17 protein-coding genes are annotated in these 22,471 nt (G+C 33.2%); 15 read left to right on the forward strand and 2 right to left on the reverse strand.

Features of this window, described 5'->3' with window-relative positions; all coding sequences use genetic code 11:
* Positions 1-2: 2 nt before the first annotated feature.
* Complete coding sequence (locus T410_RS03925; protein WP_035668885.1) at positions 3-1,412, reverse strand: phospholipase D-like domain-containing protein; 1,410 nt, start codon at positions 1,410-1,412, stop codon at positions 3-5.
* A 306-nt stretch (positions 1,413-1,718) separates the two neighbouring features.
* On the opposite strand from T410_RS03925, the gene metG reads away from it, so the two are divergent.
* The 4 genes from metG to T410_RS03945 all read left to right on the forward strand — a co-directional run bounded on the left by metG (position 1,719) and on the right by T410_RS03945 (position 6,862).
* Positions 1,719-3,779, forward strand: a complete 2,061-nt coding sequence (metG, locus tag T410_RS03930; RefSeq protein WP_035668886.1) for a methionine--tRNA ligase — start codon at positions 1,719-1,721, stop codon at positions 3,777-3,779.
* Positions 3,780-3,859: 80 nt separating this feature from the next.
* Positions 3,860-4,546, forward strand: a complete 687-nt coding sequence (locus T410_RS03935) for an HAD family hydrolase (protein WP_035668887.1) — start codon at positions 3,860-3,862, stop codon at positions 4,544-4,546.
* Between the two features lie 219 nt (positions 4,547-4,765).
* Positions 4,766-6,022, forward strand: coding sequence for an OmpA family protein (locus T410_RS03940; RefSeq protein WP_035674064.1), 1,257 nt, complete (start codon positions 4,766-4,768; stop codon positions 6,020-6,022).
* Positions 6,023-6,232: 210 nt separating this feature from the next.
* Entirely contained in the window at positions 6,233-6,862 is a 630-nt protein-coding gene (locus T410_RS03945; RefSeq protein ID WP_035668889.1) for a chloramphenicol acetyltransferase, read from the forward strand.
* A 103-nt stretch (positions 6,863-6,965) separates the two neighbouring features.
* Here T410_RS03945 and T410_RS03950 read toward each other — a convergent pair whose 3' ends face one another.
* Entirely contained in the window at positions 6,966-7,298 is a 333-nt protein-coding gene (locus T410_RS03950) for a single-stranded DNA-binding protein (protein WP_035668890.1), read from the reverse strand.
* Between the two features lie 330 nt (positions 7,299-7,628).
* On the opposite strand from T410_RS03950, the gene T410_RS03955 reads away from it, so the two are divergent.
* The 11 genes from T410_RS03955 to T410_RS04000 all read left to right on the forward strand — a co-directional run bounded on the left by T410_RS03955 (position 7,629) and on the right by T410_RS04000 (position 22,435).
* Positions 7,629-7,979, forward strand: a complete 351-nt coding sequence (locus tag T410_RS03955) for a hypothetical protein (protein WP_035668892.1) — start codon at positions 7,629-7,631, stop codon at positions 7,977-7,979.
* Between the two features lie 101 nt (positions 7,980-8,080).
* Positions 8,081-10,402, forward strand: a complete 2,322-nt coding sequence (locus tag T410_RS03960) for a M28 family peptidase (RefSeq protein ID WP_035674067.1) — start codon at positions 8,081-8,083, stop codon at positions 10,400-10,402.
* 13 nt (positions 10,403-10,415) lie between these two features.
* Positions 10,416-11,219: an SDR family oxidoreductase gene (locus T410_RS03965; RefSeq protein ID WP_035668893.1), complete on the forward strand. Its 804-nt coding sequence runs from the start codon at positions 10,416-10,418 to the stop codon at positions 11,217-11,219.
* A gap of 1 nt (position 11,220) precedes the next feature.
* On the forward strand, positions 11,221-12,144 hold the full coding sequence (locus T410_RS03970; protein ID WP_035668894.1) for a DMT family transporter: 924 nt from the start codon (positions 11,221-11,223) through the stop codon (positions 12,142-12,144).
* A gap of 749 nt (positions 12,145-12,893) precedes the next feature.
* On the forward strand, positions 12,894-15,212 hold the full coding sequence (locus T410_RS03975) for a TonB-dependent receptor (RefSeq protein WP_035668896.1): 2,319 nt from the start codon (positions 12,894-12,896) through the stop codon (positions 15,210-15,212).
* A 204-nt stretch (positions 15,213-15,416) separates the two neighbouring features.
* Entirely contained in the window at positions 15,417-16,082 is a 666-nt protein-coding gene (locus tag T410_RS03980) for an SCO family protein (protein ID WP_035668897.1), read from the forward strand.
* A 168-nt stretch (positions 16,083-16,250) separates the two neighbouring features.
* Positions 16,251-16,493, forward strand: coding sequence for a FeoA family protein (locus T410_RS03985; RefSeq protein ID WP_035668898.1), 243 nt, complete (start codon positions 16,251-16,253; stop codon positions 16,491-16,493).
* Entirely contained in the window at positions 16,487-18,589 is a 2,103-nt protein-coding gene (feoB, locus tag T410_RS03990) for a ferrous iron transport protein B (RefSeq protein WP_035668900.1), read from the forward strand. The genes T410_RS03985 and feoB overlap by 7 nt, the downstream gene beginning before the upstream one ends.
* A 6-nt stretch (positions 18,590-18,595) precedes the next feature.
* Complete coding sequence (locus T410_RS16665) at positions 18,596-18,721, forward strand: FeoB-associated Cys-rich membrane protein (protein WP_081897798.1); 126 nt, start codon at positions 18,596-18,598, stop codon at positions 18,719-18,721.
* 606 nt (positions 18,722-19,327) lie between these two features.
* Positions 19,328-19,849, forward strand: coding sequence for a YfiR family protein (locus tag T410_RS03995; protein ID WP_035668901.1), 522 nt, complete (start codon positions 19,328-19,330; stop codon positions 19,847-19,849).
* Between the two features lie 132 nt (positions 19,850-19,981).
* A complete protein-coding gene (locus T410_RS04000; RefSeq protein WP_081897799.1) occupies positions 19,982-22,435 on the forward strand; it encodes a PAS domain S-box protein in 2,454 nt (817 codons plus the stop codon).
* Positions 22,436-22,471 lie beyond the last annotated feature (36 nt).

Below are 22,471 nucleotides of genomic sequence, written 5' to 3' on the forward strand. Positions count from 1 at the left end.
TTCTAAATAGTTGTTTCGTTTTTTAGTTCTTCAAGAATTTTTGTAAATTCTTCTTTTGTTTCCTCAAAATAATTATCCCAATTTTTAATATGGTTTATCTTGTTGAAAACATCAGTATTCTTGATTAATAATAACATTTCTTCTAGCTCATTACGTTTGCGAATTAAATTTTCTCTAATTATTTTAAGTTTATCTTTCTTATCTATAGTTTCACCTTGCGATTTGAAAATTCCTTTTTCTAAATCTTTTAAAATTTGATTTACTTTTTCAAGATTATTATTATCGTAAGCGTTTTTTAAATCGGTAAATATTTTGGTTGCCAATTCTTTTTGGTCGTCCGTTACTTTGTCAGGATGACAAAGTTTTGTCGCTTTACGATAATTTTTCTTTAATTCATTTTGTTTTTCTTCATCTAAAACAAAAGGTTTTGGCTCGTTTAATTTATCGTTATATGACTTTGAAAAATCTTCATAGTCAAATTTTGCTTCTTCGTATTCTTGCTGTTTTTGTTTGTCTTCCCTTGATTCTTTGGCAATTTTCTCAGCTACAACTTTCTTGTAATGAAGAATTTTGGTAATTAATCCCCCTAATTCTTCATTATACTTTAATTCAAAACTTCTGATGTTCTTTTCTATATCCGTTTTTTCGTCTGACAAACTTGAAATTTGATATTCAAGACTTCTAATTTCTAATTGTAAAGCAGGAATTTCAGGATCGTTGTAAATACTTATCTTTTTGAATTCACCGGTGAAATTTTGAATTAAAACTACAGCCTGACTAAATTCTTTTTTTGAACAATGATTTAATATAATGGTTAATGAGTCCAGTTTTTTATCTGAATGATTTTTAGGAATAAGACTTTTGGTTTTATCAACTTGATAATTAATATCTTCTAAATCTTCGAGCTTAATTACATTTACTAATGTTTCCAATCGTATAACAATCTTAATCCAATCTATTTCCGCATTTGGATTGTAATATTTGTCTTTTATCTTGTCAAATTCCTGATTGAAATCTAAAATGAGGTTAAAATCCTCTTCAATCACAGTGATACTTTCGTGATTTGATTTTGCTTTTTGTGTCCAGTTATAAGAACCAAAAATTAAAATAGTATTGTCAATTACACAAAATTTGTTGTGCATTAAAGGCGCATAGGCAGTGTCTTTGCCAATCCAAAATATTTGTCCTCCATTTGTAATTAAATCTCGTGATTTTATATTGCTATCGTGATTTATTTCATGATTTGCCATAAGTAATTCAACCTGAATTCCTTCTTTGGCTTTCTCGCAAAGAATATCGAATAACTTCGCATCTGTAAACCAAGCCACTGCAATTCTAATACTTGTATGGGATTCTTGTAAACGAATTTCAATTTGTTTATGGATTTTTTCGAAGTAGGCTTGTGATTTCATTAAATCTCTTTATTTCTTTAAAAGCTTGTATTTAGCTTTATATTCTTTCTTCAAATTTACAGAAAAGAAAATTCATTACTTTACGGCTTTCCGTAATTAAACAAAAACTTCATGTGATGCAGGATCCCCTAGCCCTGATAAAAGCGGTATCCTATTGTGCCGGGGTTCGGCACAATAGATATAGCGTAGAGCAGGAAATAGCTCCTGAAAACAATCCTAATATTTAAAAATACATGCAAGTACGGACAAGTCGCGACTTGTCCCTACCATAAAAAATCTTATTTTTGCACTCAATAAAATTGAATCATGATACAGAATCCAAAAAGATATACCATTACAGCGGCATTGCCTTATACGAACGGACCGATTCACATTGGCCATTTGGCGGGTGTTTACGTGCCTTCGGATATATATTCCAGATATTTAAGATTGCAGGGAAGAGACGTTTTGTTTGTTTGCGGAAGTGACGAGCACGGCGTGGCAATTTCGATGAAAGCCAAAAAAGAAGGCATTACGCCACAAGAAGTAATCGATAAATATGATGGAATAATCCGTAAATCGTTCTCTGATTTTGGAATTTCGTTTGATAATTATTCCAGAACTTCGGCTAAAATTCATCATGATACGGCTTCGGAATTTTTTAGAAAACTATATGACAAAGGTGATTTTATCGAAGAAGTGACCGAACAATTGTATGATGCAAAAGCAGACCAATTCTTGGCAGACCGTTTTGTGGTGGGAACTTGTCCAAAATGTGGCAACGAAGAAGCTTACGGTGACCAATGCGAAAAATGTGGTTCGACGCTAAACGCTACGGATTTAATTAATCCAAAATCGACAATAACTGGAGAAACTCCAATTTTGAAATCTACGAAACACTGGTTTTTGCCTTTGGACCGTTATGAAGATTTCTTGAAAGAATGGATTCTCGTTGGACATAAAAATGACTGGAAACCCAATGTTTACGGACAAGTAAAATCATGGATTGACGGCGGACTCGAGCCTCGTGCGGTAACTCGTGACCTAGATTGGGGAATTGATGTTCCCGTTGAAGGTGCTGAAGGAAAAAAATTATATGTGTGGTTTGATGCGCCAATTGGCTACATTTCATCTACGAAAGAATGGGCTTTGCGCGAAGGAAAAGATTGGGAACCGTACTGGAAAGATCAGGATACGAAACTGGTTCACTTCATTGGGAAGGACAATATTGTTTTCCATTGTATCATTTTTCCGGCGATGTTAAAAGCCGAAGGAAGTTATATTTTGCCGGACAATGTTCCTGCAAACGAGTTCTTGAACTTAGAAGGAAACAAATTGTCTACGTCTAAAAACTGGGCAGTTTGGTTGCACGAATATTTAGAAGAATTCCCGAATCAGCAAGATGTTTTGCGTTATGCGTTGACATCAAATGCGCCGGAAACTAAGGATAATGATTTTACCTGGAAAGATTTTCAAGCAAGAAATAATAATGAATTGGTAGCGATTTACGGGAATTTCATTAATCGTGTGGTGGTTTTAACCAACAAATATTACAACGGAATTGTTCCTCAACCAAATGAACTTTCAGAAGTAGACGAAGCGACTTTAACCGAATTGAAAGCGTACCCAGCTGTGATTTCGAGTTCTGTGGAACGTTACAGATTCCGTGAAGCTTTAAGCGAACTAATGAATGTAGCGCGTTTAGGAAATAAATATTTGGCAGATGAAGAGCCTTGGAAAGTCATCAAAGACAATCCGGAGCGCGTGCAAACGCAAATGTATGTGGCGTTGCAAATAGCTGCTGCGTTGAGTTCACTTTGCGAACCGTTCTTACCCTTTACAGCAAAAAAATTATCAAGAATTTTAAAAATAGAAAGCCCGTTGAACTGGAGTACCATTTCAGAAACATCTGATTTGATTCAGGCTGGACACCAAATTGGGGAAGCTGAATTGTTGTTTGCCAAAATTGAAGACGAGGAAATCCAAAAACAAATCGACAAACTGGAAGCAACAAAAACGGCTAATACTGCCGAAAACAAAAAAGCAGAACCACAGAAAGAAGCGATTCAATTTGAGGATTTTGCCAAAATGGATATCCGTACAGGAACAATATTGGAAGCCGAAAAAATGCCGAAAGCCAACAAGCTTTTGATTTTGAAAGTTGACACCGGAATTGACGTTCGTACGATAGTTTCGGGAATTGCCGAAAGTTTCAAACCAGAAGATATCGTAGGAAAAAAAGTTACTGTTTTAGTGAATTTGGCTCCAAGAAACCTTCGTGGTGTAGAAAGTCAAGGAATGATTTTGATGACTACAAATGCCGAAGGGAAACTGGTATTTGTAAATCCGGATACGGATGGCGTTGCCAATGGAGAGACTATAAATTAAGAAAAATCAATCGAAAATTCGCTAATTAATATATACCATTACTATATTAATTAGCGAATTTGCGGTAAAATTAAACAAATATGAGCCTAAAAGTAATTGCTTTCGATGCCGACGACACCTTATTTATCAATGAAACTTATTTTGACGAAACCGAGAAAAAATTTTGTGGTTTGATGGAAGATTATTTATCCCATCAAGGAATTTCGCAAGAACTTTTTAAAGTGGAAATCGACAATTTAAAAATGTATGGTTATGGCATAAAAGGGTATATCCTTTCTATGATTGAAGCGGCAATGAAAATTTCCAACAATACAATTCCAATTGAAATCATTGAAAAAATTATCCAATATGGGAAGGAATTAATTGAGAAACCTATTGTTTTATTAGATGGCGTTCAAGAAACCCTGGAAGCTTTACACGGAAAATACAAATTAGTCGTGGCAACCAAAGGAGATTTATTGGATCAACGCCGAAAGTTACACAATTCCGGATTGGGAAAATACTTTCATCATATCGAGGTCATGTCCGACAAGCAAGAATTAGACTATCTGGATTTGATCAAGCGATTAGAAATAACTCCACAGGAATTCATGATGATTGGAAACTCATTAAAATCAGATGTTTTACCAGTTTTAGCCATAGGAGGACATGCTGTTCACATCCCTTTTCACACTACTTGGGCTCATGAAAAAATTGATTATAAGGTAGAACATGACAACTTTAATGCTTTTATTAAAATTTCAGATATTTTGAAAACAATTATATAAGTAAAAACTTGCTTTTTTAACCCATTAATGCCAATTTTAACCAATTACCATTAACAACCAACGATTTATATCTGCAAAAAAGCATATAAAAAATTAATGATAAACCAAAACTAGCACTTATTTATATAATTATTGGCAATAATTTCATAATTAACTGTTTGAAATTTCTTATCAAACAATATGTCGTATTTTTGCAAAGAATTTAAAAATGAAAAAAAAATGAAAAAACTTATACCTATTTTAGTATTTGCTCTGGCATTTACATCGATGAGTGCTCAAACTGAGTCAGAAAAAAGCACTAAAGAAGACTACAACAAATGGTCTGTTGAATTAGCAGGAGGTTTTAACAAACCACAAAGACCTATGGCTTCGGGTTATTTTACTTCTACGCCAAGTCCTTATGTTGCCGATCTTGGAGTTAGATACATGTTTAATAACAAATTTGGTTTGAAAGCTGACTTTGGTTACAATAGTTTCCAAGGACAAAACAGTTCAAAAGATTTTGACACTAAGTACTACAGAGTAGACTTACAAGCAGTTGCAAACTTAGGAAGAATCATGAGTTTTGAAACTTGGACTAAAACAATTGGTTTATTAGGTCATGCTGGTTTTGGTTTAGCGCAGCTAGAAGATCAAAATTCTGCATGGAAAGACAGAATGGGTAACTTTATGGCTGGTGTAACAGGCCAAATCAAATTATCTGACAGAATCGCTTTAACAGGTGATTTCACAACCATTCTTAATGCTTCTCAAGATGGTACTTTTGATGCTGCAACTACGCGTACTTCAAGAGGGTTTTCAGGAATTCTTTTCAATGGTACAGTAGGTTTAACTGTTTACTTAGGTAAAAATGTAAAACACGCTGACTGGATTATTGATAATGAAAGTCGTTTAGACGGAATTGACGCAAAAATTGCTGCTATTGAAAATAAAATGCTAGACTCTGATAAAGACGGAGTTGCTGATTATTTAGATGAAGAAGCTAATACTCCAGCCGGAACTATGGTGGATACTAAAGGAAGATCAATTGATAAAAACAACAATAATGTTCCTGATGAAACAGAAGCTTACATCTTGAAAAATTATGGTAGTACGACTAATAACTCTCCGCTTTTAACAAACAACGAATTAATTAAAAGCTTAATCAACGGTGGTTATGTTGCAGTTTATTTTGATTTCAATAAATCTACTCCAACCAATGTCTCAACAGAAGGTACTGATTTTATGTTAACCTACCTAAGAAACAATCCTACTGCGACAATTGATATTGTAGGTCATGCTGACGAAATAGGAAGATCTGCTTACAATGATAAGTTATCTAATGCAAGAGCTAACAATGTGAAAAATACTTTGGTGAAAGCTAATGTTGATGCTTCAAGATTGAATGTAATTGCAGCTGGCGAAGATACTTCAGTAGATATTGATTCAGAAAACGCAAGACGATTAGTTAGAAGAGTTACTTTCAGAGTAAAATAAATTTAGTTTTTATTTCCAAAAGGCCCTAAAAGGAATTTCTTTTAGGGCTTTTTTATGTCTACTATTCTGGGTTCTTATCAGCAACAATTTCTTAATATCATACCATTACAAACATCAATTTTCTTCTTATTTACAATAAAAATTAAATAAAATGAATTTAAGATTTGAAAGAATGCAATACTTTTAACTAATAAATAAAATCACAAAATCTTGAAAACACTTTTAGATATAGAAAATTGGAATAGAAAAGAACACTTTTTATTTTTTAAACAAATGGAAGAACCATTTTTTGGTGCAACTGTAAACATCGATTGTACCAAAGCTTATGAAACTGCAAAAGCGTTAAACGCTTCATTTTTCATTTATTACTTACACAAAACATTAGTTGCGGTCAATACGATTGAAACATTTCGTTACCGAATATCTGATGACAAAATCTTTGTTTATGACCAAATAAATGGTTCTGCCACAATTGGTAGGGAAGACGGTACTTTTGGTTTCTCTTTGATTGAATACAATGCTGATTTCACTGTCTTCAAAAAAACGGCTATCACAGAAATTGAACGCATACAGAACACTACTGGTCTTTTTACAAGAACTTTTGAAAATGATAATGTAATTCATTTTTCGGCAATACCGTGGCTCAATTTCTCTTCCTTATCTCATGCCAGAAGTTATACTTTTCCAGATAGTTGCCCGAAGATTTCTTTTGGTAAAATGATGGTTGCTGAAAACGGAAAAAGAACCATGTCCATGTCTATTCATGTGCATCACGGATTAATGGATGGTTTGCATGTAGGTCAATTTGTAGATTATTTTCAAGAATTAATGAACCATTAAAATGGTCATGGCCAGTTGCAGCATTCGTCTTAGTGTTGTAAAAAAAACCACCGTTTACAGCTAAATTGAGCTGCAAACGGTGGTTTCGTATTGGAACCTTGTTTTACTTTCCTAAAAGCAAAATATCATTAACCACTACTTCTGTAATATATCGTTTTTCTCCGTTTTTATCATCGTAACTTCTGTGAGCCAATTTACCTTCGATGGCAATTTCTTTTCCTTTGGTTACGTATTTCTCAATAATTTCAGCAGTTTTTCCCCAAGCTACTAATTTGTGCCATTGGGTTTCTTCTACTTTTTCTCCTTTGTCGTTTTTGTAACTTTCGTTTGTGGCTAGAGTAAAATTGGCTAATTTTTTCCCTCCATCAAAAGTTTTGATTTCTGGATCATTCCCTACGTGTCCAATTAACTGTACTTTGTTTCTTAATGCATTCATGGCGTGTAAAATTTAAATGTTAGTGTATGTAAGTTCTTTGTTGAATCAGTGTTTCAAATCAACATTGCAAAGATGCGATGGCTCGCAAAAATTATTCGGTTACTAACTGTTTACTTTCGGTTGTAACTGTTTGTAAGCGTTTGTAAATGGAAAAAAATGTATATATTTGACTGATTGTATTTGATTTATCAAAATAAAAAAATTAATTCCCGTTAGCCCTGATTGCAGTGAAAATCCTTTATTTTTTTCTTTAAAAAATAAAGATTGAAACGAAAAGCAGGAACAATATTAACAAATATGCACTGTTAATTCGCTTCAAAAAACAAAACTATGAATAAAACCTGCTTAGAATGTGGCGAAAAGATTGTAGGCCGCGAAGACAAAAAGTTTTGCAGTGACGGTTGTCGTAATGCTTACAATAACAAGATAAACAAAGACAGCACAAATTTTATGCGTAACATCAACAATAAGTTGCGTAAGAATTACCGCATTCTATCCGAACTTAATGTAGAAGGAAAATCAAAAACTACCCGAGCGAAACTCCTGAGCAAAGGCTTTGACTTTGAATTTTTCACCAATATTTTACAAACCAAAACAGGAAATACCTACTATTTTCTGTATGACCAAGGCTATATGCATTTAGATAATGATTTTTATATGTTAGTCAAAAAAGATATTTAAATACCACAACCCCAATCTATTTCCTAATCATGAAAAAAGATTATTTCTCCATTTTTGCCAGTTCATTTATCCTAGTCATTTTGGGATTGATTTACTTTACGATGATGCCACGTTTTACTTCGGATGACGAAGGCTTGCTTTCTGAATTTTCGACAAAAAGGGCTATGGCTCAAGTAGAATCCATTTCAAAGCAACCGCATTATGTAGGTTCAGATAATCATGAAGTTGTGGCAAATTATCTTCAAAAAGAGTTGAACAAACTTGGATTAGAAACCACTATTCAGGAAGGCTATACGTTGAGTGATTGGGGAAATCTGGTAAAATCCAAGAATATATTGGCTCGAATAAAAGGTAGCAATAGCTCTAAAGCTTTGCTGTTGCTTACTCATTATGACAGCGCGCCGCATTCCTACTCTCATGGCGCAAGCGATGCAGGTTCTGGTGTAGCGACAATATTAGAGAGTGTTCGTGCTTTTTTACACAATAAAACACCACATAAAAACGATATTATTATTTTGTTTTCGGATGCGGAGGAATTAGGACTGAATGGCGCGGCTCTTTTTGTAACCCGCCATCAATGGGCCAAAGAGGTGGGTTTGGCACTCAATTTTGAAGCACGCGGTTCTTCAGGACCAAGCTATATGTTGATGGAAACCAATAAGGGAAATGCTGGATTGGTAAAAGAATTTGCTGCTGCTAAAGCTACTTTTCCGGTATCAAATTCCTTGATGTACAGCATTTATAAAATGTTGCCTAATGATACGGATTTGACCGTTTTTAGGGAACAAGGCAATATTCAAGGATATAATTTTGCCTTTATTGACGACCATTTTAATTATCATACCGTTCAGGATGACATCAACCATTTGAACAAAAACACCTTAGCGCATCAAGGCACATACTTGATGCCTTTGTTAAACTATTTTTCGAATGCTGATTTGAATACTACACAAGCCACAGATGATGATGTTTATTTTACTATACCGTATACATTTATAAGTTATCCTTTCAGTTGGGTTTTACCAATGGTGGTAATTGCATTGGCTTTATTCATTTTCCTGTTGTTTTTAGGAAGAGCCAAACGCATTTTATCTTTTCGGGAAATTGGTCGAGGATTTATTCCGTTTTTAGGCTCTGTAATCATCACGGGATTAATTACTTTTTTTGGATGGAAAGCATTGCTTAAAGTCTACCCGCAATACAATGATTTACTCAATGGATTCACCTATAATGGACACGCTTATATCGCTGCATTTGTACTTTTGGCTCTAGCGATAAGCTTGGCATTTTACAACCGTTTTTCGGCCAAAAAAGTCACGATGAATCATTATGTAGCACCATTATTTCTATGGATTATCATCAACGGAGGTCTGGCTTTTACTTTACAAGGTGCTGGCTTTTTGATTATTCCGGTTTACTTTGGGCTATTTGTTTTTAGTGTTTTTATTGTAACTCAAAGATCCAATAAAATACTAAATCTTATATGCAGCATTCCTGCTTTGATCATCATAGCCCCATTTATACAAATGTTCCCTATTGGTTTGGGATTAAAAGTGCTGTTTGGAAGTGCGATTCTTACTGTATTGACTTTCGGTTTATTGTTGCCTATTTTTGGGGCTTTCGCCAAAAAAGGAATCTGGTCGTTTGTGTTTTTTGTCCTTGCCATCGGCTTTTTTGCGAAAGCGCATTCCGAATCAGGATACGAATTTGGAAAAGCTAAATCAAACAGTTTGTTATATGTTTATAATGCCGATACAAACACGGCAAATTGGCTAACGTATGACACCAATCTTGATTCCTGGACCAAAGGCTATTTAGGCGAAAACCCAAAAGAAGCGACTGCCATGGAGGACACGCCATTGCCAAGTAAATACAATACTACCTTTACATATCAATCCAAAGCTCCCATAAAAGTATTAGAAAAACCAAGTATCGAATTTCTTGAAGACCGAATTGTGGGCAATCAAAGGTATTTAAAAATAAAAATTTCTCCGAACCGAAAAGTAAACCGTTATGATATTTTTGCCAATGAAAAAATGGCTATTCATAATTTTAAAGCAAACGGCGTGACCTCTTTAGGTCAGAAAAATTCATTGTACCAACGAAAAGGAAAGAAAATATTGAGTTACTATGTAGTTGACAATGCCCCTTTGGAAATACAATTCACTATAAATACGGCTACCGTTTTTGATATGGAATTAATGGAAAGTTCTTTTGATTTAATTACCAATCCTTTATTTGGAATAGCAAAAAGAGAGAACTGGATGATGCCAACACCTTTCGTTTTGAATGATGCGGTGGTGATTAAAGAAAAAATAAAACCAAGTCCAATAGTGATTGTAAACACTTTGAATACTGCCTTGACAACTCCTATTGTAAAAGATAGTTTGACGATTGTGAAAGACAGCTTGAAAGTCAAATAATTTAAAAATAAAAATGACAAAAATTAGCATTCTAGGTTGTGGTTGGTTGGGTTTGCCTTTGGCGAAAGCCTTATTAAGAAAAGGGTTATCAGTAAATGGTTCGACTACTTCGGTGGAGAAATTATCAGTGTTGGAAAATTCAGGAATCAATCCTTTTTTACTGACCCTTTCAGAATATAAAACAGAAGGGGAAATAACCGATTTTCTAGAAAAATCCGAAATTTTGATAGTTGATGTTCCGCCAAAACTTCGTGGTTCAGAAAAAGAGAACTTCGTTTCTAAGATTAGAAATACAATTCCGTTTATAGAAAAATCTTCTATTGATAAAGTGATTTTCATAAGCTCCACATCAGTTTATGGGGATATACATACAGTCGTTTCTGAAGAAACACCACCTCAACCGGATACTGAAAGCGGCAAACAATTATTGGAAACAGAACAGCTTTTACAAAGCAATAAAAACTTCAAAACTACTGTGCTTCGTTTTGGTGGTTTAATTGGCGAAGACCGACATCCTATAAAATTCCTGGCGGGTCGTGAGAATCTTGACAATCCAGATGCTCCTATAAATCTAATTCATCAGGAGGATTGTATCGGTATTATTCTAAAGATTATTGCTACTAATTCTTGGGATGAAACCTTCAATGCAGTGACTCCTTATCATCCTTCCCGAGAAGAGTATTATAGCCAAAAAGCTATTTATTTAAATTTGGTTGCGCCAAAATTCAATCATTCCGAAAAATCAATAGGAAAAACTATTTTGAATGATAAAGTGGAAACCATTTTAAATTATACTTTTACAAAACCAAATTTATAAAGTGAGAACTAAAATTAAAAACGCTTTTTTATCTAAAATAAACACTATTGGCTTGCCTATTTTGGCTTTATGTTGGGTAAGTTTTTTTTGGGGGACCACTTGGATTGCATCTAAGGAAGGTGTAAAGCATATGCCGGCTTTACAACTCGCGGGCATCAGACAATTTATAGGTGGGTTTCTTTATATTTCCTTTTTTATGTTTAAAAAAACGCCTTGGCCAAAAGGGAAACAGTGGAAAACAATTATCATTCTCAGCATTCTTAATTTTGTTTTAAGCAATGGACTAAGCACTTGGGGCGTGAAGTACATCAGTAGTGGTTTAGGTGCTATTATAGGCGCACTTGTTCCGCTATGGGTTGTAATTATTAGTTTTTTCAGGGGTGAACGACTGGCACGGTTAGCCGTTATTGGTTTAGTGGTAAGTTTTGGTGGTGTCTGTGTTATTTTCTACGATCATTTAAGTGACTTCTTACTTCCAGATTTCAGATTTGGAATTTTCATTTCGGTTATTTCAACCTTAACATGGGCGTTTGGAACCTTATATACAAAGAAAAAAGCGGCCAGTTTCAATCCATATTTCAGTTTAGGATTACAAATGTTCTTATCAAGTATTTTGCTTTTTGCCTTTACCGGTGCAACGGGAACATCCGTAAGCTTAAGTTCTATACCAATGATTTCATGGTTATCAATTGCTTATTTAGTCATCTTTGGTTCCGTTCTTACCTTTATCGCATTCATTTATGCACTGCAAAATTTACCTGCTGAAATCAATAGTATTTATGCCTACATCAATCCAATTATCGCTGTAATTTTAGGTGCTCTTATTTTTGGAGAAACACTCAATACAGCAATTGCATTAGGAGGAGCGGTCACTTTGTTTGGCTTATATATGGTAAATTATTCTTTGAGAAAAGAACGCCGATAATACATTAGTCATTGTACTGGCCCTAAACAAGTTGACTGAAAAAAAATTGAATTTTGGAACTTTAAATTTCGATTTTAATCGAGAAAAAGTAATTTTTGTCAGCTTCTTTTTTATTCATTTTTATTAAAAAAAACAGCAACGCAAAACAAAAAATTCACTAACTTTAATATGCCAAAATCTAAAAAAAATTCAACAACGAAACCTATAAAAACTGAGATGAAAGTCAGTTTAGCATTTATTCAAAAAGAAGGCATAAGATGGTGGTTAATTTTGAGTATTTAGTATTTATTCAATACAATCTACAATTCATTTTTTTTAAGCAAAAGAAGAATAAAGTACTAAATTTCCATCTATTAAAACAAGGAACGAATAGAAAAATTTAAACTTTGGTTACTATCCAAACGATAAACTTACAGCACGGTAAAATTTATATTGAGGCATTAAAATCATTTTTTGTTTTTCTTCAATAAAAAAAACCGTTACCGAAATCACTAAGGATGTAATACTTTACAATGCTAACTTCATCCTTAAAACAATTTATCACAATGCTATCAAAACCAAATTGCAAACACGATAAAACTATTTTTCAAGACAGTTGGATTCAAAAAATGAAGATGGAACAAAGCCAGTGGTTCTTTAAAACGTAACAGCGAAAAAATATTTTATAGAGTTGATTGAAATAACTTAGTCCTACCTGAAAAGACATTTTTTTACCAACAAATCATCAATTATTAATAAAAAAAGAAATCATGAAAAAATCTTTATTTATTATATTGGTTCTCACAGCAAATATGGTATTTGCACAACGAACAGTAACTGGGCTAATCACAGACAAAACAAACAAACCTATTGAAAATGTAAAAGTTAGTTTGAAAAACACACCCCTAAAAACTTTTACAGATGCGACAGGAAAGTATTCCATTGAAGTTCCAGCAGCTGCAGGAACTCTTGAATTTATAAAAGAAAATTTCAAAGTGCAAGCGATTGAAATCACCAGTGAAACGATAAATTTAAACATAACATTGATTTCTGGCGTTGATTTTTTTGAACTCAGTCTGGAAGAACTAATGAATGTTGAAGTTATAACTGCTTCTAAAAAACCAGAAAATCAGAAAATTGCACCTGCAACCATTTACGTAGTCACTGAAAAAGATATTATTGAAAATGGCTATACTGATTTAACAAATTTATTAGAAAATGTCCCGGGTGTGGTAGCCATAAGAACCGACCATTTTACTTTTGGCGGACAACGCGGTTTTCTAAGTAATTTTTCGCAAACGCTACTGTTAATAAACGGACGAGAAATGCAAAATTTATATGCTTCCGAAACATTTATTTCAACACAATTTGCAATGCATAACATCAAACAGGTTGAAATACTGCAAGGCCCGGCTTCTGCACTTTATGGTGCCAATGCTTTGGTTGGTGTTATTAATATCATCACAAAAAATGATTCCTCTGATTTTAATGAAATAGAGTATCATACTGAAGTTGGAACACAAGGAACTCAATCTCAAAGCATCGTTTTTGGAAGAAATCTAAATGATTTTCGCATTAGTGGTAGTTTTAGATATTTCCGTAGCAATCTTTGGGATTATAAAGATTTTATAAAAGACACTATAAATTTCAGACAAGGAGTTCCAAATAAAGCATTTCCCGAAAACCAAGAATTCAAACAGTACAGCTGGTCGCTACCATATGCTGCTAAAATTTCTTATAAAGGTTTCTATGTGGGAATAGAGGGTTATGACATTAAAGGCAGTAAAGGACTTGAAAATATTTCGTTAGATTACACCAATCAAAGTGACCACCGCCAATTAACCTTGTATTATGCTGGTATAGAAAAAGAAATTACTGCAAAACTTAAAATAACTACAGAACTCCAGTTTTATAAAGAACGATTCTGGGGGGTAAACTACACATTTGACACTGCTGTCTATGATACTCTTGTGAAAAATGGGCATAATCCAGATATAGCCCTTACGGATCATGAAATTAAAGACAATTTTATGTTGGCCTATTCACAGCAATCGAGTTCAGGTTCAAAACGATATAAAGGAAACGTGCAATTGAATTATGTTCCAAGTCAGACCTTATCAATTATTGGCGGGTATACATTTGATAGGCTTGACTTATTAGGTTTAGCACTTTCTACAGACCAATTAAACCCTAGTTTTGATGAAACACGTTCTATTGAAAACAGAATGCGCAAACCATTTTTTCGTCAGGATAAAAATTCACTGTTTTTACAATTGCAAAAAACACTATTTGATAAATTATATCTCACGTTGGGAGGACGATTTGATTATCACAATATCTATAAATCCATTTTCACCTTTCGCAGTGGACTAGTTTACAAACCATTTCAAAGAACTTCGATTCGATTTCTTTTTGGGCAGGCTTTCCGTGAACCTAATATTTTTGAACTTGGCGCCTCATCAGTAAAAAATGTGGTTAATGAACTTGATCCGGCTCGTATGAATACCTTTGAGATTGGAATTAATCAATCGTTTACCAGTAATTTAATAGCAAATATTGTTGCCTACAAAAATATAGCTACAAATTTTATTGAACCTACCGAAACAGGCGGGTTCATAAATTCAGATAATGTAATAAATGTCTTTGGTATTGAGAGTCAATTATTTTATAAAACAGGCAAAATTAGAACAGAAATTAGTTATTCATATGTTAAAAAAGATGCTGATGAATATGCTGGAGTTCGTACGGTAAATCTTGGTGTTTATCCCCATAGAATAACAGGAGGTTTGACTTTTGATGCAACTGACAACTTTACAATCAATTCGAGAATCAATTATTATTCTCAAATTCAGGCAAAACATGGCAATAAAGACATAACACAAATAATTACGATTCCGTCTTATACTAAGTTAGATTTGACATTTTCGCATACAAAAATAAAAGTCTATGATGCCGAAATTACTGCCCAAGTATTAGTTACAAATGTGTTTGATTCAAAAATTTATCAACCTAATATTAGAATAGGTGGTCCAAAAGAATTTTTACAACATGGAAGACAACTATTTTGCAATTTAATAGTTAAATTTTAACAATGCTAAAGGAATGATGTATGTTGTTCACATCAATTTATACGCTGGCAGGTTTTGTAAAGTCAATTTTGAAAAAACAAAAAAATTATAGTATTTATCCTAAAAATGCAACTGTTTTTAATTGTTCCACTATTGAAAATTGATAAAATTAAAAAGATTCTTTTTTAAAATTACCTTTTCGTATTTTTGCATCAAATTACTTTTATGAAATCTATTTTTTATAAATACCGAAAGTTCTTTGGTGTTTTATTAGTCTTTTCTATCATAACAATTTACTTGTTTTATGTGGCCCTTAAACCAAGTAAAACACTACCCATTTATAATCCTTCAGATGTAAACCCGGAATTAGTAGACAGCACCGTTCAATACATCAGTAAATATCATACGATTGCTGATTTTTCATTTGTAAATCAAAACGGAAAAACCATTACCCAAAAAGACTATGAAGGCAAAGTATATGTAGCTGATTTTTTCTTTACCACCTGTGGTTCAATCTGTCCAAAAATGACAACAAATTTAGCCGAGGTTCAAAAAGCGATTATCAATAATCCAAAAGTAATGTTGCTTTCCCATACCGTATTTCCAGAAGTCGACAGTATACCAGTTTTGAAAGCGTATGCACTAAAAAACGGAGTTATTGACAGCAAATGGAACTTGGTAACCGGCGATAAAAAAGACATTTACACGATGGCAAGAAAATCCTATTTGGCCGTAAAATTAGGAAGACCTGAACAGTTGTATGATATGGTTCATACCGAAAATTTTGTTTTGGTTGACACTAAAAGACGGGTTCGTGGTTTTTATGACGGAACTAAAAAAGAAGATATGAAACGGTTGCTAGAAGATATTAATTTTTTATGTACCGAATAAAAAAGATTAAAATTTTGAATATCAACAGTTTTCTATTTTAATCAGTCCTGTTAATAGCCTTTATTTGCTAGTATTTATTTATCTGAAAAAATTACAAAAATGATAATTATCATTTGTTTTGGCATTAAAATATGTACTTTTGTAATCTTAATTCAATCTAAATAAGTCTTGCGAACAACGATACAGTCCCTCAAAAAAGGCGAAAAAGCCATTATCAAAGATTTTGATATTGATATCGTTCCTTTAAAACTACTAGAAATGGGTTGTTTACCCGGAAATATGGTAGAATTACTTCAAATAGCTCCTTTTGGAGATCCTTTATATTTGAATATTAATGGTTCACATGTTGCTATTCGCATAGAAACGGCACGAGAAATCGAAGTTGAAATCATGAAAACCAACTTATGGTAAGCAATCGAAACATCAATGTCGCTTTAATAGGAAATCCTAATGTTGGGAAAACTTCCGTTTTCAATCAATTGACAGGTTTAAACCAACAAGTGGGCAATTATCCCGGAATTACCGTTGAAAAAAAGATTGGTTTTTGTAAATTACCCAATAATGTAAAAGCCAATATACTAGATTTACCAGGAACTTATAGTTTGAATGCCAGTTCCATTGATGAGAATGTAGTTATTGAATTGCTACTGAATAAAAATGACAAATTATACCCAGACGTAGCCCTTGTGGTTACCGATGTTGAAAATTTGAAACGTAACTTACTTCTTTTCACACAAATAAAAGATTTAGAAATCCCTACTATCTTAGTCATAAACATGGCTGATAGAATGGAATATAAAGGAATAACACTAGACATTCCTTACCTTGAAGAACATCTAAAAACCAAGATTGCGTTAATCAGTTCCCGAAAAGGTTTTGGAATTGATGAACTAAAAAAATTGATTGTTACCTACAAAACGATTTCTAGTGAACCCTGTTTGAATGCGTCCAGTATTGATCCTGAATATTTCAATACGTTACGCAAAACATTTCCTAACCAATTGTTGTATAAATTATGGCTAGTAATCACACAGGATGTAAATTTCCTGAATTTAGATCGTAACGAAATTCGAAATTCGTTGACTAAATCACACTCAGATTTAAAACGTTTGCAACAAAAAGAAACTATAAAACGCTATCAGTTTATCAATGATGTGCTGAAAGTAGGACTAAAAGTAGATGAAACTGTCGCTAAAGATTTTCGAAGCAAACTCGATCGTGTCCTGACGCATAAAGTGTGGGGTTATGTCATTTTCTTTTTAATCTTATTCGTTATTTTTCAATCCATTTTCGAATGGTCTAAAATTCCGATGGATTTTATCGACAGCACTTTTGCTTCGTTGAGTTCACTTGCGGCCGACAATTTACCAGCTGGAGTTTTAACCAATTTAATTTCGCAGGGAATTATCCCAGGAATTGGAGGAATTTTGATATTTATACCACAAATTGCCTTCTTGTTTATGTTCATTTCCATCCTCGAAGAAAGTGGTTACATGAGCCGAGTAGTTTTTTTAATGGATAAAATCATGCGAAAATTTGGTTTATCCGGTAAAAGCGTTGTACCACTTATTTCAGGAACAGCATGTGCAATTCCAGCGATTATGGCTACCAGAAATATAGAAAATTGGAAAGAACGACTTATCACCATACTGGTAACTCCTTTTACAACCTGTTCTGCAAGACTGCCCGTTTATGCCATCATTATAGCGCTTGTAATTCCTGACACACACATTTTTGGGATTTTGAATATGCAAGGAATGACGTTGATGTTATTGTATCTTTTAGGTTTTGGAATGGCCATTTTATCTGCTTATATTTTAAATAAAATTCTAAAAATAAAAGGAAAAACCTATTTTGTTGTTGAAATGCCCAATTATAAATTACCCCTTTTTAAGAACGTGGGAATTAATGTAATCGAAAAAACAAAAGCGTTTATTTTTGGAGCAGGAAAAATTATTTTAGCCATCTCCATCGTTCTATGGTTTTTAGCTTCCTACGGACCTGGAGAAAAATTCAATAATGCTGAAAAAATTGTAGCTAAAAAAACGATAAACAAACCACTGCCAAAAACAGAATTTAATAATGCTGTTGCCTCACAAAAACTAGAAAATTCTTATATTGGTTTAATGGGAAAAACTATTGAACCTGCAATTTCTCCTTTAGGTTACGATTGGAAAATAGGTATTGCCATTATCAGTTCATTTGCTGCCAGAGAAGTATTTGTGGGAACATTAGCGACCATTTACAGTGTTGGAGGAAGCGATAATGAAGTTACCATAAAGAATAAAATGGCATCCGAAATCAATCCTGAAACTGGTCAAAAAATATTCAATTTTGCATCAGGGATATCGCTACTATTATTTTATGCTTTTGCAATGCAATGTGCCAGTACACTAGCGATTACCAAGAAAGAAACCAACAGCTGGAAATGGCCTTTGGGACAACTTATATTCATGAGCGGTTTTGCCTATGTTGTAGCTTTGATTGCCTATCAAATTCTAAAATAAACGATTATGGAGATTCAAGAAATTATAGCTTTTGTTGCACTTGCAATTGCAGTAGCTTTTTTAATTCGAAAATTCTTCTGGAAGAAAAAATCTAAAAAGAATTGTGGTGATGACGATTGCGGTTGTCATTAAAAATCTTGATTAAAAATTCATTTATTTTTAAAACTTTAAGAATCTGGCAGCAATTAAATTACACAAATTTAAAACCAGAATCTACCTTACTTTTTCTTGAAAAATTTACCTGTTTAATTTAAACTATTTGATTTAAATTAACTAAATTTACATAGTATAAAATTGCTTTTTTAGACTAAAAATCAGTTACTTACATTTTTTTTTACAAAAAAAAATAATTTAATTTGTGTTTGAATCTAAGGTGTTTATTGAACATAATTTCAGGACTTTTAGCTGTACTCCTATACCACAATGGAATTATAAAACTACTATGAATTAGTAATTAGAATCTTTAATGATTTAAAGGAGAAAACTACAAGAAACCTCAAAATAGCATCAATATGAAAAAAGCAACCTGTCTTTTTTCATAATTAGTCATTTTATTACCTGATTTACCCAAAAAATGCGTTAAATAACTAAATGAAAGTCCCTTACAGTAATTATATTGCAATTGATTTCAAATTAAGACACTTTAGGAACCTTTATTCTAAAATCAGAATTTCTTAAAAATAAGACAGCATTAATTTTTTTCAAAACACGTCAGAACTTCGATAAAAATAAAATGTCATGACACTTAAAAATCATATCTTTTTTTGGGGAGTAATCATCATACTGATGGGAGCAAATCAAATAGCCGCCCAAGAGAATGCCGGAGGAAAGGAATATGCCTTAAAAGCTGCTTTTCTATATCGTTTTATAGATTATGTTAACTGGAAAGACTATTCTAAAAATCAAGTTTTTAAAATAGCTATTCTGGAGCAAAGTCCAATAACCACTTCATTACAAGACATTCCAAAAACTAAAAAAATTGATATTAAAGAATATCAAAATTTAGACGAAATCCCTTTTTGTAATATTCTGTTTGTTCCTTACAATAGTACCATCCCAATTGAAACTATTCTTTCTAAATTTTCAGGCAAACCTGTATTGATAGTAACAGAGCGTAATGGTTATGGGAAAAAAGGAGCGCAGATGAATTTTGTTATAGTCGAAAATAAATTAAAATTTGAAGTAAACTTAAAAGCAATAAATAAAGCCGGAATTGGAATCAGTTCCTTCTTGCTGCAACATGCTATTATTGTCCAATAAGAATATCAAATTGCAAATTTGTATCGTTTCATTTACGCGTCAATTTAAGTGAAAGTATAACTTCATAAAAAGTAAAATCACAGCACCTATTGTGTGCGAAGTACTATTTTTTACCATTAAAACAATAAACAAATGATGAGTTTACGTAACATCTCCATTAAAAACAAGCTGGTACTCATGCAGGTTTTTACCTCGGCATTTGTATTAGCACTTTGCATTACAACATTTGTTATAATAGATATAAAAGGATTCAAAGACCGGAAAATGACAAGTTCAATGGCTATTGCGCAAGTGGTAGGTTTTAATGGTGTTTCGGCTCTTGAATTTTTGGATAATGCTGCCGCTAAGAAAATTCTATCCGAATTAGCCGTACAAAACGACATTATAAATGCAAGCATACTGGACAAAAAAGGGCATGTTTTTGCATCCTACACTAAACCGGGCGCCAATCCTAAATTTCGGTTTGTTGTTCCTGCTATGGATCAGAAAAGTTTCAGATTTACCAATAACAATCTTTTTGTTTACACCAAAATCAAAAAAGATAATAAAACAATAGGAATAGTTTGTATCAACTTTGAACTATCGGAATTGAATAAAATAAAAATGGATGTTTTACGCCTGGGAATCGTATTGCTCATTGTGGGAATCGGACTTGCTTTTTTAATTGCGATGATCATTAAAAAATACATCTCAAAACCATTGTTAAACTTAGTAACAGTAATACAACAGATAAAGGATACCGGTAATTACAAAACCCGCATGATCGTTGAAGGAAAAGATGAAATCAGTACCCTCACATTGGGACTTAATAATATGTTGGAAAACATTGAAAAAAGAGACTATGAAGTAGCACAATCCAAAGAACAACTGAATAACCAAAATACACTTTTACAATCAGTGATACAAAACATGGGTGATGGATTAATCGTTGCTGATGAGAATAAAAAAATTATCCTTTGGAATGCTGCAGGTGAAAAAATAATAGGAATTGGCCCCATGGATATTCCTATAGAAAGATGGGCTCAAACTTATGGTTTCTTTTTGCCAGACACCAAAACAATTTTCAATACTGACGAACTTCCTTTAGTGAAAGCATTAAATGGCGAAGAAGTGGATAATATGGAAATATTCATCCAAAATTATAAAAAACCTGAAGGTCTTTCTGTAGTTGTAACCGCCAGACCATTAAAAAACCCAGCTGGAACTATAACCGGCGGTGTTCTGGTAATCCATGACATCACGGAACGAAAAACTTCAGAAAATGAGATCAAAAAATTGAATGAAGAACTGGAACGCAAAGTAACAGAACGTACTGCACAATTAGCAGAAGCTATAGAAACTCTTCGCAAAAGCGAAGAAAAATACCGTGAAATTGTAGAAAATATAAGTGATGTCGTCCATACTTCTGATTACAAAGGGTATTTTACCTATATCAATCCTGCTTGTAAAAAACTTACAGGTTACTCTCAGGAGGAACTTATAGGAAAACATTTTTCAGAACTAGTCGCTCCAGAGTGGAAAGACCGCGTGGCGGAGTTCTACTTAAATCAATTTAAAAATAAAATAGATGAAACGGAATTTACATTTCCCATACTAACCAAATCAAGAGAACAAAAATGGGTAGAACAAACGGTGATGCAGTTAAGAGAAGGAAATACGATAACCGGGCATAAATCCATTCTTAGGGATATTACGGAACGAAAAGCAGCAGAACAAAAACTTAAAGAAAGCGAAGGTCAATTACAAACCATATTTAATGAGGCTCCAGATGCTTTAATTGTAATAAATGACCAAGGAATCATCATAAGATGGAATCCTCAAGCTGAAAAAATATTTGGCTGGACAATTATAGAAGCCTTAGGCAAACGAATGCACGAATTAATTATGCCAAAACAGCATAGAGAGAATCATTTAAAAGGACTTCAACATTTTATAGATACTAGCGAAGGACCTATTCTTAATAAAACATTTGAAACCACAGCGCTAAACAAACAAAATGTCGAATTTGATATTGAGCTAACAGTATCACAAGCTACTATTTTAGGAAAATATATCTTCATTGCATTTATTAAAGACATTTCGATAAGCAAAAAACTTGAAAACGAGAAAATAGAAGCTGATAAATTAGTGCGTCTTAATGAACTCAAATTAAAATTAATTCTGGAAAATATTGGTGAGGGCATTATTGTAACTGATAATCACAAACGAATTGTTTTATCCAATCACATGGCAGAAGAAATAATAGGAATAAAGCAAGATGCCACAGCCCCAACAACCCTTGATTGGTCTACAAAATATGAATTGTATTATCCTGACGAAAAAACCATTTTCCCGGCACAAAATCTTCCACTCGAAAAAGCATTAAAAGGAGAATCAACGGATGATGTTGAGATAATAATTGAAGATTCAGAAACTAAAGCCAAAAAACGGGTTATCATTAGTGGCAGACCAATAATTGATGAAAACAACTATGTTATAGCCGCCGTTGCTAATATAAAAGACATAACCTATTACAAAGAACTTGAGGTCGCTCTAGAAGAAAGCGAGCAGAAATACCGAAAATTAATTGGTTTTAAAAAAGGATAAAAAACCAGAATCACACTATCCAATTAAACATAGAAT

It is taken from the genome of Flavobacterium sp. 83, from assembly GCF_000744835.1.
Lineage (GTDB): Bacteria > Bacteroidota > Bacteroidia > Flavobacteriales > Flavobacteriaceae > Flavobacterium.

Excerpts from the sequence above, each read along its gene's own strand:
- T410_RS16665 (WP_081897798.1), top strand. The coding sequence starts at position 18,596 with ATGGAGATTCAAGAAATTATAGCTTTTGTTGCACTTGCAATTGCAGTA.
- T410_RS03925 (WP_035668885.1), bottom strand. The coding sequence starts at position 1,412 with ATGAAATCACAAGCCTACTTCGAAAAAATCCATAAACAAATTGAAATT.
- T410_RS03995 (WP_035668901.1), top strand. The coding sequence starts at position 19,328 with ATGACACTTAAAAATCATATCTTTTTTTGGGGAGTAATCATCATACTG.
- T410_RS03935 (WP_035668887.1), top strand. The coding sequence starts at position 3,860 with ATGAGCCTAAAAGTAATTGCTTTCGATGCCGACGACACCTTATTTATC.
- T410_RS03980 (WP_035668897.1), top strand. The coding sequence starts at position 15,417 with ATGAAATCTATTTTTTATAAATACCGAAAGTTCTTTGGTGTTTTATTA.
- T410_RS03950 (WP_035668890.1), bottom strand. The coding sequence starts at position 7,298 with ATGAATGCATTAAGAAACAAAGTACAGTTAATTGGACACGTAGGGAAT.
- T410_RS03960 (WP_035674067.1), top strand. The coding sequence starts at position 8,081 with ATGATGCCACGTTTTACTTCGGATGACGAAGGCTTGCTTTCTGAATTT.
- T410_RS04000 (WP_081897799.1), top strand. The coding sequence starts at position 19,982 with ATGATGAGTTTACGTAACATCTCCATTAAAAACAAGCTGGTACTCATG.
- feoB (WP_035668900.1), top strand. The coding sequence starts at position 16,487 with ATGGTAAGCAATCGAAACATCAATGTCGCTTTAATAGGAAATCCTAAT.
- T410_RS03965 (WP_035668893.1), top strand. The coding sequence starts at position 10,416 with ATGACAAAAATTAGCATTCTAGGTTGTGGTTGGTTGGGTTTGCCTTTG.
- T410_RS03955 (WP_035668892.1), top strand. The coding sequence starts at position 7,629 with ATGAATAAAACCTGCTTAGAATGTGGCGAAAAGATTGTAGGCCGCGAA.
- T410_RS03975 (WP_035668896.1), top strand. The coding sequence starts at position 12,894 with ATGAAAAAATCTTTATTTATTATATTGGTTCTCACAGCAAATATGGTA.
- metG (WP_035668886.1), top strand. The coding sequence starts at position 1,719 with ATGATACAGAATCCAAAAAGATATACCATTACAGCGGCATTGCCTTAT.
- T410_RS03940 (WP_035674064.1), top strand. The coding sequence starts at position 4,766 with ATGAAAAAACTTATACCTATTTTAGTATTTGCTCTGGCATTTACATCG.